Origin of the sequence: Bacillus siamensis KCTC 13613 (assembly GCF_000262045.1) — a bacterium.
Classification (GTDB): domain Bacteria; phylum Bacillota; class Bacilli; order Bacillales; family Bacillaceae; genus Bacillus; species Bacillus siamensis.
Genome location: NZ_AJVF01000013.1, coordinates 585,623 through 598,671 on the forward strand (window position 1 = coordinate 585,623; position 13,049 = coordinate 598,671).

Below are 13,049 nucleotides of genomic sequence, written 5' to 3' on the forward strand. Positions count from 1 at the left end.
TCCTAACAATCCCTTTTTTCCTCCTTCAATTTTTTGTTTTTTATTTTAAAATGAACATCATCAGGAAATAATCATGCAGTGGATGATTTTTGAAGAGAAGGTGATGCTATGACAAAATCGCGAGACAGTTATTTTGACAACGCCAAGTTTATCTTGATTTTTCTGGTGGTGTTCGGCCATATCCTCCGGTCATTTATTAACGGAAATGAGTTTATGCTCCATCTCTACAAATTCATTTATACTTTTCATATGCCGGCCTTTATTCTGGTTTCCGGCTACTTCGCAAAAAACTTTAAGCGGAAAGGTTATGTAAAAAAGCTGGCTGTGAAGCTGATTATTCCGTACCTGATTTTTCAGGGCATCTACTCGGTTTTTTACTATTTGATTCAGGATGAAAGCATGACGAGCGTCAATCCGATTGATCCGCAGTGGTCTCTCTGGTTTTTAGTCAGCTTATTCTTTTGGAATCTGCTGCTGTATCCCTTTACGAAGCTGCCGAAAATGTGGGCGCTTGGGGCAAGCTGCGGGCTTGCCGTCATGATCGGGTATCTCGATTTCGTCAGCAGCACGCTGAGTCTTTCACGGACGTTTGTCTTTCTTCCGATGTTCCTCGTCGGGTTTTATTTGAAGAAACAGCACTTTGATTTACTTCGGGCTAAAAGGGGCAGGCAGATTGCCGCGGGCGTACTGGGCATTGTTTTCCTCTTATGCTGGTGCATTGATTTTGATTACTCGTGGCTGTTCGGATCGGAGCCTTATTCTACATTCGGCACAGTGACGCTTTTGAGCGGTCTGTCGCGGATCGGCTGGTATGTATTGGCCTTTGCCGCCACCTTCAGCTTTTTGGCGCTCGTTCCGCAAAAGCGTTATTTCTTTACGAAGTGGGGGACGAGAACGTTTTACGTCTATCTGCTGCATGGATTCATTATAAAAACGCTGCGGCAGATCGGGCTTGAAGATCATCTGTCTGATTACCAGAATTTGGTCATGCTCTTGATTTTAACGGCCGCCCTCACGTCCATTCTCTCCAGCAATGCGGTGAAAACGGCCGCACAGCCGTTTATTGAATTGCGGATTACCGGCTGGCTTGAAGCGATTAAAGGAACAAGGAACGGGGCTTATTCGAAATAATGTGAAATACCTCTTAAGCGTTATCGCCTAAGAGGTATTTTTTATTTTTTGCCGTCTTCTTTTTTCTTTGGCTTCGTCTGTTCAAGCGTTTCAATCCATTTTCCGGCGTTATAATCTCCGAGCTCACTTGAAAATTCTTCTTCAAGCAATTTAGGGTCCATCGGCTTTTTATGATTTTGCATGTCTTTGCTGTGCCGGTTTGTTTTCGTCACATTATTCGCCCCCTTGTCTGCCGTGCTTTGATTTGCGGTTTGCCCCTCTCAGTCCGGGATCGCCGTCATATTGTGTTTTGTATGCATCTTTATCCATGCTCTCAGTCGGTGTATTGTTGTTGGTCAAAGCTTCGTTCTTCGCTGCTTTTCGTTTCATTTGATTTCCTCCTTCTGTCTGCAGATCTGTTTTGAATTCATCAAACATTTTTTTAAGGTCGCGCACTGTCACATTTTTGGCATCATCAATGAGCTCATAGCCGATCTGTCCGTTCGGCTCAAGCAGCACATATTTAAAATCCTCTATGTCCCCAAGGCCTTCCTGCCTGATCCGCATGGAGAGCTGCGCCTCGGTGAAACGCATCTTTTTTAAATTTTCCGGGATGACTTTTCCGTCTCTGACAACGGCGACGGTTTTCCCCGAAAACAAAAACTCAAAAAAGTTTGATTTGATTTCTAAATATTCCATCAGAATCAGTACTGCGATAAAAATCGACGCCGCGAAAATGGTTTCCCATAAATTATGTTCAATAAACGGCTGAATAATAATCGAGCCGATGGAAATCATGATGACCGTCTGAGTCACCGACAGCTGGCTGATCGATTTCCGTCCGGCAATTCGCAATAAAAAGGTACCGACAGCTATCATAATCAAAGATTTCCAAAAAACGGCAAGCAATGACGTCACCTCTTTACGAATTAGAATCTCCAACAAAACAGTTTCCACCCATCCATTTTCCGGTAATAAAAAAACACCGCTTTTCAAAAAGCGGTGTCAGCCGATAATGATTCTTTCCTTCGGATAGTGATAATTTGCTTCGATTTCTTTTCTGCCGATTAAATAAAGGAACGTCAAAATACCGATTCGGCCGATAAACATGACCACCATGATCACGCATTTTCCGATGTCGCTTAAATGCGGAGTGATTCCCAGCGAAAGCCCGGTCGTTCCGAAAGCGGAACAAACTTCAAACAGCAGGCCCAGCAGCGTCTGATTTTTCTCCGTCACTGCCAAAATCAGCGTTGACCCAAACACGAGCAGAATCGCCATCATCGTAACAACCAGCGACTTTATGACATCAGCCTGATGAAGCTCACGCTTAAAGACCTTGACCGCTTTATTTCCGCGGGCAAAATGAAACAGGGCAAGAAGATTGAGCGCGAATGTCGTCGTACGGATTCCGCCGCCGACCGAGCTCGGCGATGCGCCGATGAACATAAGGGCGCAAATGAAAAATAATGTCGGCGCGGACAGCTGGCTGATATCAATCGTCGCAAGCCCGCCGCTTCTCGTAGCGGTTGATTGAAAGAGACATAAAAATAAAACATCATGCCAGCTTTTTCCCTTCATGACATGGCTGGCTTCAAGCGCGTATATTCCGACAGACCCGAACAAAACGAGCAGTCCGAACGTTACGGTCGTGATTTTCGTGAACAGCGTAAATGAGTATCTGCGCTGTTTTGAAAACAAAAAGTCCTTCACTTCTACGAGCACCGGAAACCCGATCGCACCGAAAACAATCAGAAGCATCGTAATAAACTGCACGAAATAGTCATGCCTGAACGGAACGAGTGAATTTCCCGTAATATCAAAACCGCCGTTTGTCGTGGCGCTGACGCTTGCAAAGAAGCCGTGCAAGTACGCCTGTTCAAACGAATCATAGTACGTTAAAAAATATGTTCCTAAAATGATGCCGCCTAAAAACTCGATTAATAAAATCAAAAACAGCACTTGCTTCATCAAGTTGACGATACCGGAAAACTGCGATTGATTCTGGTCCACCATAATGAGCTTCCGTTCCCGCAAACCGATCCGTTTGCCCATAATGAGCCAGACGAATGTTCCGAGCGTCATAATGCCGATTCCGCCGAATTGCAGCACGAAAGCCAAAATGACAATTCCGGCCGTACTGAACGTGTCAGCCGTGTTGACGACCGTTAAACCGGTGACACTGACTGAGCTGACCGCCGTAAACAGCGCGTCTATAAACGACCAGCTGGCCCCTTGTTTGTGGGCGGCCGGAAGACTTAACAAAATAAATGCCACCGTCACAGCAAGAAAATAATATAACGCGATCAGCTGTGCAGGCGACAAAACCTGTATGAATTTCTTCAGCTTTAATTTCATAAGATAGTTCCTTCTGCCTCTCAAATGTAGTACGTAATTATTCTAATGATATTGGGAGATTTTTTAAAGGGCTTTTTAGAAAGATTTTTCATTACCTTATGTAATTTGCCGATCTTTAAACAAAAAACCTCTGAAACGATTGTCAGAGGTTTTGTTGATTATTTGGCTTCCAGCCTGCGGATGCGCTCATCCAGATCAGGGTGTGTGGAGAACAGTGACGAATGCTTTTTGCCGTTAATTTTTAACGTCTGCACCGCCGTCTGGTCCTCTTCATTCACATGTCCCGTATAAGACTTCAGCGTACGCAGGGCGTGAATCATTTTATCCTTTCCGGCAAGGTCGGCACCGCCGCGGTCAGCGTGGAACTCTCTATGACGCGAGTATGCGAAGACGACAAGACTGCCGAGAATGGAAAAAATAATCTGAAACACGATTATCGCGATAAAATGCACGACCGGCGCGAGATCTTCTTTGACAAAGCGGCTCGCAATCCATGCAGCGATACGGGAAAGGAATACGACGAACGTATTGACGATTCCCTGAAGCAGCGTCATCGTGACCATGTCACCGTTTGTAATGTGTGCGACTTCATGGGCAAGAACCCCTTCCACCGCAGCATCATCCATCTGCTGTAATAAACCTGAGGAAACTGCGACAAGCGAGCGGCGCTTAGAAGGCCCGGTCGCAAAGGCATTAACCTCAGGTGAATGATAAATGCCGACCTCAGGCATTTTTGTCATCCCCGCTGCACGGGACAATCTGTGTACACGGTCAACCAATTGCTGCTCTTCATAGCTGAGTGACTGCTTCTTCGGATTTAACACCCGGACGCCCATCATCGTTTTTGCCATCCATCTGGACATACCGAGAGAAATAAAAGAACCGACAAAACCGACGACAAGACTGAACACGAGCAATGCCATCAGATCGACGCGGCCATTTTGTATATACGAGCCGACACCGGTAACGCTTGTAATAATCGTAAGCACAATTCCGATTGTCGTAATGACCAAAAGGTTCGTTAAAATAAACAGAAATATTCTTTTCGCCATAATTACCTCCGTCTTTTTTAAGATCAAAAGAACTTATTTAATTAAATTATAAATGATCTGTTTGAAAATGCAACAATTTCGACGTATGATGTTAATGTAATTCTCAGTGATATAAGAAAGTGAACACGTAATCAATCAGAGGTGAATTATGAACACGTTTAAACTGACCCGAACCGATATGGTGCGGCTTCTTTACGCGTTAAAAGGCCAAGGAGACGCAACCCCTCTCCAAATCTTACTGCAATCAGCGGACATGACATTGGATGAAGCGGAAAGCCGGCTGCACATCCCTGAATTTCTGACGAGATTCGAACGAAAAAAAGAGAAAAAGGAATACGGGCTTTCAACAAACGAGATTGTCGAGCTGGGAAACCTGTGCGAGCTGACGTCTTTAAAATCAACCGCTGTTCAAAACTGGGTGAAGCGCGATATTAAAGATTTAATCGGACACCCTTTACTCGGAAAAAAATATACAATTGAACAAGCTGTCATCCTTCTCATTGTACGTGATTTAAAATCAATTTATGACTTCGAACATATACGCGCCATATTAAAAATCGCTTTTAACACGATCACCGACAGATCAGATGACGTCATCAGCCCGATCAGCTATTATGAGAGCTGCGCCCAGGTAATTGATTATCTTCATCATAAGACAAACCCGCCGATGAAGGAAACGAGCCTGCAGGAGCTTGTTGAACAGCAGACGGACAAGCTCAGAGGCTGCTTTCAAGAACTCGAAAGCGGGCAATGGAACAATATCAGGGCCATACTCGCGGTTACCGTGCTCTCCGTTTTGACTTTCCATATCCAAGCCTCCGCCTACAAAATGACCAGCCATTTATTATAATTCATACGTTTTTTTGCCCCGGTGTCTGCGCCGGGGTTTTTTCAGGTGCACAACAATTGCCAGCATAATCAATACCGTTCCGTTTGAAACTAAAACGCGTAAAAACATCTTGCCAGAGAAAAGGAGATGAAAAAGATGGCGAGCAGAAATAAACTCTTAGTTCCAGGGGCTGAGCAGGCACTTGACCAATTTAAATACGAAGTGGCTCAAGAATTCGGCGTGAACCTTAGCTCTGATACAGCAGCACGCGCAAACGGCTCTGTAGGCGGGGAAATGACAAAGCGGCTTGTACAGCAGGCTCAATCACAATTAAACGGCAAAACTCAATAATGCAGCTTATTCGCCGGGATTTCTCGGCGAATTTTGATGTTTATCGGCATTCTCCCTTCCGTGCCGGTAGCCGTTCGGGTTCCTTCGGTCTGACGGATCTTCATGGCGCCGATAGGATTCCCAATGTTCATTTCGTTCATGATTCCAGTAATGATTGTTATACCTCTGCTTAGGCTCTTTGTCATTTCCGTTTTCCTGAGGATTTTGTGTTGGGGGCTGCTCTGTTTCCCCATCTTGTTCCTTCTGAGTATTTTCCTCTGATCCGGAAACTGCATTTTTTTCATTTTGCTGATTGCCGTCTTGACTGTCCGGCTTCGCATCTTCCGTGCCGGGCGTTGTTTCATTGTTTTCCGGCTGCTCTGCTGCCTTTTCTTCATCAGGAGCCGTGTTGTCATCAGCCGCCGGTTTTTCTGTGTCCGGCTGCTTATTTTGATCGGTATCTGTTTCAGTGTTTTTCTGTTCGTTTTCACTATCGTCGGTTTTCTTTTCAGGCTGTTTATCTTCTGTTTTCTTTTCGTTTCTTCTTATGTAGCTGCCTGTTGACATCCCTTCCTGTTTTGCTTTTTCCCTTGTTTCCATATCCGATTCAAGAGATTGAAGCTGGTAGGTGCCCTTATATTTTTCAGTCATGTCAGCCAGCTGTTTTTTAACGCCTTTTTTATATGTATTGTCATCTGTATTTTCGTAAACCGTGGAAATTAAAATCTCTTTTGATTCCTTTACATATCCATGCTTGCTGCAATCGGTAATAATATTACTGATGACTTCCTTAAAATCGCTGCTTTTCCAGTCTCCGATGTCACTTATGACCTTTTGGGCGTCATGGTTCAGCGGTGTGAGTTCAATGACTTCGTATTTGCTGTTTAAAGCCATTTCAATGCTTGGATTAATGTCAAGCGTCATATACGCGTAAGCTTTGTTATCAGAAAAAACCGGGAGCATGATTAAAATAAATAGGATAATAGCAGTCATTGTAAACACTCCCAATTTAAAAGGGCGCAGTTTCAGAAGATCAAAAAAGCTGGCCCTTCTTCCCATACGCGTTTCGCCTTCAAACGTAATTTCCTCTCCAATTTCACAAGCGCGGTGATCATTTTTTGTTTTCAAAAATTGTCCGTCAGGGGTTAGCAACGTGACGAATTTTTTATTTTTCTCTACTATGATCCCTCTTCTCATGAGTGCAACACCCCTTTAAGATAATCTTTTAAATAAATATAATCACCGGAAATAATAATACTCATGGCGATGATATATTTTCGGTTCCGTTCGATCGTTTTTCTGCTCACCGACACGAGCTGCTCCAGCTGTTTGACCGGAAGCTGTTTCTTCTGGTGCAAAATAGACGCCAGCTCTTCATTTTCCACAAGCGTGTAGGCTACCTTAATCGCATTCTGCCTCGCATCTGTATGCTTCGGCGATTGTTCCAGCAGCTCTTTAAAGGACAGACCGTATTCTTGCAGCTGCTTCTGAAAAAAAAGAATTTCTTCCCGGCGCTGCTCCTGTTCTATCTGTTTGCGGTATTCATCAATGGAAAGCTCCGCTTCAATAAGGCTTTGCGAAGACTCCTGGTCGTCGCCTTCCTGCACATCCATATTGATATGCTGGGCGGCTCTTGCTTCTTTTCTGATATAATCTATTACTTTTCTTTTTATAATCAGCTCTGCAAATGCAAGCAGCGAATTACCTTTTTCAGCCGAATATTTTTCAATGGCTTCGTTAAACGCGATCAGCCCGATGCTGAATTCGTCGTCTTTTTCATCTATATATCGTTTACAAACGGATGAAACCGTCTTCGCGATAAAAGGCTTATATTGCTGTATTAAATCGTTCTGCAGATCTTTGTCGCCTTTTTGTATTTTTTCAACAGATGTTTCAAGCGTTTGCTTCTTTTTTCCCAATTTAAACAAAAGGCTAAGCACTGGTTTCACCTCAGTTCCTCCCTATAACTACTCATAATCATAGCTAATTTAGTAGGGATTCGCAAAGGAAGAAAAAGAGAAATCGATTTCATTTGTCTCAATTATGACAAGCCAATAAGACGTACTATACATGATTTCGTGCGCTCGGGCAGAATTAAGGGGGTTTTCTCTGTGTTTTTTGTAACAAGGCTGTTATAAAATTGTTATCATATGTCTTAAATGTAAGCGTTTCAAATAAAAAAGGGAACCTGTTTTTTTAAAAAAACAGTCCCCTAAGATTCCTTTTATGCGTGTTCTCTTTCCGCCGATGCCGCGTCCTGCTCTATTTGTTTTCTTCCTGACATAAACCATCCGCAAACCGCAATGGCTGCCAAAACCGTCCAGAAAATGATTTTCCAAGCCGCAGAATGAATAACATCCGCCGGAATTACGCCGAGTTCCTCATGAGCCAGAGTATAAAGAGCGAGCTTCACGCCTACCCACCCGACAATAACAAATGCCGCCGTTTCAAGGCTCGGTCTGGTTTTTAATAAGGAAACAAACATAGACGCCGCAAAGCGCATGATGATTAAACCGATAACACCGCCGGCTAAAATAACGAGAAACTGACCGCCATCCAAGCCGCCAATGGCAGGAAGCGGCGTTTCCGGAAGCGTTACGGCAAGCGCGACCGCCGCTAAAATGGAGTCAACGGCAAAAGCGATGTCAGCCAGCTCCACTTTCAATACAGTCTGCCAAAATCCGCTCTCTTTCTGCGTTTTCTGCTCTGTGCTATGTTTGAATACATACCGCTTCAGCAAATGACTGACCGCGATGTAAAGGAGATATAAGGCGCCCAGGGCCTGAACCTGCCAGACATTCACCAGAAAAGAAATGGCAAACAGCGACCCGAAACGCAAAATAAATGCGCCCGCCAATCCGTAAAATAAAGCCTTCTTCCTTTGTTTTTCCGGAAGATGCTTCACCATCACAGCCATCACCAGCGCATTATCCGCCGCTAAAATCCCTTCCAGCCCGATTAAAACGAGAAGAACCCATCCATACTCCAATAATAATGCAAAGTCCAATCCATTCCCTCCGTTTCATTTCTATCATCCGAGCTTATACCGGCGTTTTTTTACGCAAAAAAGACCTTTGCCGATATAAGGCAAAGGTCTTGCTAGACATGAATGATTGGCATGCCAACAAAGCCGATGGATATGATCCATGAATTGACGACTTTGTTTCCGGAACATCCGGACGCTACTCCCCTTTGGGATTTCAAGAAATATTTTGTTTATACGCTCATGATAAAGCCTGTTTCATCATTTGTCAACGCTTAACTTTTTTAACAAATTGAGAAATTTTTTCTGTTTTATCCCGATGCTTTCCTCTCTTTAAAAGCAGATAAAAGACAAGAAGCAAGACAATGAATATACCGAGCGGCAGCATATATTGATCAAGAATGGAACCGACGCTTTTCCAATTTTCCCCGAGCTTCATTCCGAGGTATACGTAAACAAACGTAATCGGGAGCATCACTGCATATGTATAAAGAGAAAACACCCAGACATTCATTTTCGCAATTCCGCACGGCAGAGAAATCAGCGTCCTGACCCCCGGTATAAAACGGCCGCTGAACGCTACCAAACCTCCGTGTTTCTGAAAGAAATGGTCTGATTTCTGAAGAGATTCGGGCTTTATCCATATATACTTTCCATACTTCAGCAAAAACGGCCGGCCCCCCAGCCTTCCGATTCCATATAAGACCAGCGGACCCGAAACACCGCCGAGCGATCCGGCAATCACGGCTCCGGCAAGCGTCATATCCCCTTTTGACACCCAGTAGCCTGCAAGCGGAAGTACAATTTCCGCCGGGATGAATTCTATACTCAGCGCCAAAAAAATTCCGGCGTAGGATAAGCTTTTAAACGCTTCTATTATTGATATGATAAAACCTTCGATGATTTATCACTCCAGGCATTTGTATTCTGAATCTTAAGAAGCATTTTAACACAAAACCTCGAAACTGAAATATTTTTATGCCGCGCCGATATAAATGAGGATCGTTTCAGATCGGTAGTAGTAGGAGGAATCATCTTTTGGAATTACATGTACAATACAATGTCCCGCTTGTCGGGCTATCCATCCTGATTGCTTGTCTGGCGGCGTTTACTTCACTTGAAATTTCCAGAAAAATAACGCTCAAAACGGGGATTCACAGTAAGCTGTGGCTGTTTGCGGGTTCAGTTATCATGGGTTTCGGCATATGGTCAATGCACTTTGTCGGAATGCTTGCCGTTTATATGAACATGCATATGAATTATGAAGCTGTGCCGATGTTCTTTTCTGCAGCCGCCGCGATTTCCGGATCTTTTGCGGCTTTATACATTGTCAGCCGGAGAATCTTAACATTCAGCCGGCTGATTACCGGATCTGTTTTTATGGGCGCGGGAATTTCTCTCATGCATTACATGGGAATGTCGGCCATTTCCCGGGTAATGATTATGTATAATCCCTTTTTGTTCTGTATGTCTATTCTGATTGCCATGGCTTCTTCTTTCATTTCGCTGAAAGTATTTTTCGGTTTGGCAGCGAAAAAACCGACGGAACCTTTTACTTTTCACAAAATCATCGGTTCTGTTTTCATGGGCGCGGCCGTTTCAGGGATGCATTATACCGGAATGATGGCTGCCTCATTTTATGAAGACATGAGAAAGCCGGAAAACGATATGGAAATTCATTCGTTTCATTGGTCCGTTTTTATTACGCTGATCATCTTTTGTTTTCAGATGTTATTGTTTTTCAGCTCACATTTCGATCGTCAGTTCTTCCGCCACAATGAACGGATGAAAGACCATGAACAGCGGTTCCAATCATTAATCAATCATAATATTGACCCTATTTTCATCCTATCTCCTGACGGTAAAATTCTTTACTCTAATGAAGCAGGAGCCGAGATGAAACACAATTTCGGACTGGACAGCCAAAATTGGCGCAGGCATATCAGCAGACAGCTGAAAACCTATTTTAAACAGGTAAAAAAAGAACAGCAGGCCCTGCATATTGATGCTGATCTGAAAACAGACATCGGCTTATTTTATATTAATGTTACCTTTATCCCCGTTTTGGTCGATAACGGACTGGACAGTGTATATGTCATCTGCAAAGACATGACCAAACAGCGGAAAGCCGAGAAGGACATTCACCGTATGGCGCATTATGATTCTTTGACAGACCTGCCGAACCGCCGGCATGCCGTTCAGCGGTTGACAGAAGTTCTGGAAAGAGATCATTCATTCGGACGCTTGACCGTTGTGTTCTTTCTCGATTTAAATCGGTTTAAAATTATTAACGATGCGCTCGGGCACAATGCCGGAGACGGACTTCTTCAATCAGCGGCTCAGAGGCTCTCCTCCATCATCCCGGATAATGGTTTTATCGCCCGTCTTGGCGGTGATGAATTTATTATTATTTTAACTGACGTCCCTTCTGAGAACGATGACATTGATGATTTAGCAAAACAGATCATCCTGCAGTTCGAAAAACCGTTTACCATTCAGGAGCATGAGCTGATCACCTCCGTCAGCATCGGAATCGCTGTCTCTCCAAAAGACGGGTCGGACGGGATGGAACTGATGAAAAAAGCCGATATGGCGATGTACGCCTGTAAAGACCGAAACAAAAGCAAATACAAATATTACTCTGCCCAAATCGGAGAAAAAGAAGCGAAAAAGCTTCGGCTTGAGATGGAGCTGAGAGAAGCGATTGAGAAAAAAAGGTTCGTCCTTCATTATCAGCCTCAATACAGCTCTTCTGATCAGCTCATCACGGGAGCTGAAGCGCTTCTGAGAGTGGCCGGCGCGGATGGGAAACTGAAGAATCCCGGAGACTTTATTCAGGCCGCCGAAGAAACCGGGCTGATTATTGACCTCGGCAAATGGATCATTACCGAGGCGTGCCGGCAGGCGAAGGAGTGGCATGAAAAAGGATACCACCTTCCAGTCGCCATTAATATTTCGGCCAAACAGTTTCAATCAGAAGAACTGGTTCCGTTTATTCAGAAAACACTTTCCCATTACAAGCTTCCTCCCCGGCTGCTTGAAGCAGAAGTGACCGAAAGCATGACAATGGAGGATCACGAGCACAGCAAAAAAGTGCTTACCGCACTAACTGAGCTGGGAATCAGTGTAAGCATCGATGATTTCGGAACGGGTCACAGTTCTCTCAGCTACTTGAAGGACTTTCCGATTCACAGATTGAAAATAGATAAATCATTTATAGATGATCTCCAGACACATCCTAAATCTGCGCAGATCACCGGCGCCATTATTGCCATGGGCCATCAGCTTTCTCTTCTAGTCGTTGCTGAAGGGGTTGAAACGGCGATGCAAAAAAAGATTTTAGATGAAAAAGGATGCGATTTTCTTCAGGGATACTATTTCAGCAGGCCATTGCCTCCTGAGGAGATTGAACGGCTCCTCAATGAAGCGCCGCGCCACCCATAAGTTTCTACACATGGAACGGACCCGATTATCCACAATAAAGAAAAAAGGAGTTTTTATTCATGCACACGATGTGGAAGGGTTCGATCAGTTTCGGCCTCGTCAATATCCCGGTCAAGCTCTTTGCGGCCACTGAAGATAAAGATATAAAATTCCGCAGTCTTCATAAAGAAGATCATGCGCCGATTAAATACGAAAAGATCTGTACCGGGTGTGAAAAGAGTCTGGAGCCGGATGAAATCGCTAAAGGCTATGAGTATGTAAAGGGAAAATACGTCATTTTGACAGACGAAGACCTGAAAGACGTAAAACAGGAACACGAAGAAAAAGCGGTTGAGATTGTTGACTTTGTCCAGCTGCAAGAGATTGATCCGATTTATTTTAACCGGTCTTATTATGTCGGCCCTGGAGACAACGGCACAAAAGCCTATACACTTTTGCGGGAAGCGCTGAGGACGACCGGTAAAATCGGGATTGCCTCTATTACGATCCGTTCTAAGCAGCAGCTTGCGATTCTTCGGGTGTATGACAACTGCATCGTGATGGAATCCATTCATTATCCGGATGAAGTCAGAAACGCCGGACATGTGCCAGGCGTTCCGGAGCAGACAGCCGTTAATGAAAAAGAGCTGCAGACGGCGATTACGTTAATTAATGAGCTGACAACCGAGTTTGAGCCAGAGCAATACGAAGACACATACCGGAAAGCCCTTCTCGCCAAAATTAATGATAAGCTTGAACATGAAGAAGCGGGCGTAACACCGGCTGCTGCCGGCCCGCGCGAAGATGTCATTGATCTTGTCAGCGCCCTTCAGGCAAGCATCGACCGGACGAAGCGGCCGAATCGCGAGCAGGCTGCACCGGCACGGACAAAAGACGCCGCACCTGCAGGCGGCGAAGGCAAAAAGCGGAAGACGACCAGACAAAAAGCCGGAACGTCTTAATC

The 13,049-nt window shown here is 44.5% G+C and carries 13 protein-coding genes; 5 read left to right on the forward strand and 8 right to left on the reverse strand.

Going from position 1 to position 13,049, the window contains the following annotated elements:
* Nucleotides 1-108 precede the first annotated feature (108 nt).
* A complete protein-coding gene (locus Y79_RS0103030) occupies nucleotides 109-1,131 on the forward strand; it encodes an acyltransferase family protein (RefSeq protein WP_016936365.1) in 1,023 nt (340 codons plus the stop codon).
* Between the two features lie 41 nt (nucleotides 1,132-1,172).
* Here the strand turns inward: Y79_RS0103030 and Y79_RS1000000121135 are convergent, their stop codons facing one another.
* From Y79_RS1000000121135 to htpX, 4 genes are all read right to left on the reverse strand, one after another.
* Entirely contained in the window at nucleotides 1,173-1,313 is a 141-nt protein-coding gene (locus tag Y79_RS1000000121135; protein WP_095240833.1) for a hypothetical protein, read from the reverse strand.
* Nucleotides 1,314-1,344: 31 nt separating this feature from the next.
* The gene (locus Y79_RS0103040) at nucleotides 1,345-2,019 is read right to left on the reverse strand and encodes a DUF421 domain-containing protein (protein WP_016936367.1); all 675 of its coding nucleotides are present in this window, start codon (nucleotides 2,017-2,019) and stop codon (nucleotides 1,345-1,347) included.
* Nucleotides 2,020-2,115: 96 nt separating this feature from the next.
* Nucleotides 2,116-3,468 carry a TrkH family potassium uptake protein gene (locus Y79_RS0103045; protein WP_016936368.1) on the reverse strand — a complete coding sequence of 451 codons (1,353 nt, stop codon included), beginning with the start codon at nucleotides 3,466-3,468 and terminating at the stop codon, nucleotides 2,116-2,118.
* Between the two features lie 158 nt (nucleotides 3,469-3,626).
* Nucleotides 3,627-4,520 (reverse strand): protease HtpX, encoded by an 894-nt coding sequence (htpX, locus tag Y79_RS0103050; protein WP_016936369.1) that lies wholly within the window; start codon nucleotides 4,518-4,520, stop codon nucleotides 3,627-3,629.
* 148 nt (nucleotides 4,521-4,668) lie between these two features.
* On the opposite strand from htpX, the gene Y79_RS0103055 reads away from it, so the two are divergent.
* On the forward strand, nucleotides 4,669-5,370 hold the full coding sequence (locus Y79_RS0103055; RefSeq protein ID WP_016936370.1) for a DUF1836 domain-containing protein: 702 nt from the start codon (nucleotides 4,669-4,671) through the stop codon (nucleotides 5,368-5,370).
* 135 nt (nucleotides 5,371-5,505) lie between these two features.
* On the forward strand, nucleotides 5,506-5,700 hold the full coding sequence (locus tag Y79_RS0103060; RefSeq protein ID WP_013352019.1) for an alpha/beta-type small acid-soluble spore protein: 195 nt from the start codon (nucleotides 5,506-5,508) through the stop codon (nucleotides 5,698-5,700).
* A gap of 6 nt (nucleotides 5,701-5,706) precedes the next feature.
* On the opposite strand, the gene Y79_RS0103065 is transcribed toward Y79_RS0103060, so the two are convergent.
* The 4 genes from Y79_RS0103065 to Y79_RS0103085 all read right to left on the reverse strand — a co-directional run bounded on the left by Y79_RS0103065 (nucleotide 5,707) and on the right by Y79_RS0103085 (nucleotide 9,566).
* Nucleotides 5,707-6,876: an anti-sigma-I factor RsgI family protein gene (locus Y79_RS0103065; protein WP_016936371.1), complete on the reverse strand. Its 1,170-nt coding sequence runs from the start codon at nucleotides 6,874-6,876 to the stop codon at nucleotides 5,707-5,709.
* A complete protein-coding gene (sigI, locus tag Y79_RS0103070) occupies nucleotides 6,873-7,628 on the reverse strand; it encodes an RNA polymerase sigma factor SigI (RefSeq protein WP_016936372.1) in 756 nt (251 codons plus the stop codon). Before sigI ends, Y79_RS0103065 begins: the two co-directional genes overlap by 4 nt.
* Before the next feature lie 275 nt (nucleotides 7,629-7,903).
* A complete protein-coding gene (locus Y79_RS0103075; protein ID WP_016936373.1) occupies nucleotides 7,904-8,686 on the reverse strand; it encodes a TerC family protein in 783 nt (260 codons plus the stop codon).
* A gap of 244 nt (nucleotides 8,687-8,930) precedes the next feature.
* Nucleotides 8,931-9,566 (reverse strand): DedA family protein, encoded by a 636-nt coding sequence (locus Y79_RS0103085; RefSeq protein WP_415272849.1) that lies wholly within the window; start codon nucleotides 9,564-9,566, stop codon nucleotides 8,931-8,933.
* 134 nt (nucleotides 9,567-9,700) lie between these two features.
* Between Y79_RS0103085 and Y79_RS0103090 the strand changes: the two genes are divergently transcribed.
* Complete coding sequence (locus Y79_RS0103090) at nucleotides 9,701-12,106, forward strand: bifunctional diguanylate cyclase/phosphodiesterase (protein ID WP_016936376.1); 2,406 nt, start codon at nucleotides 9,701-9,703, stop codon at nucleotides 12,104-12,106.
* 59 nt (nucleotides 12,107-12,165) lie between these two features.
* Entirely contained in the window at nucleotides 12,166-13,047 is an 882-nt protein-coding gene (gene ku, locus Y79_RS0103095) for a non-homologous end joining protein Ku (RefSeq protein WP_016936377.1), read from the forward strand.
* Nucleotides 13,048-13,049: the final 2 nt, after the last annotated feature.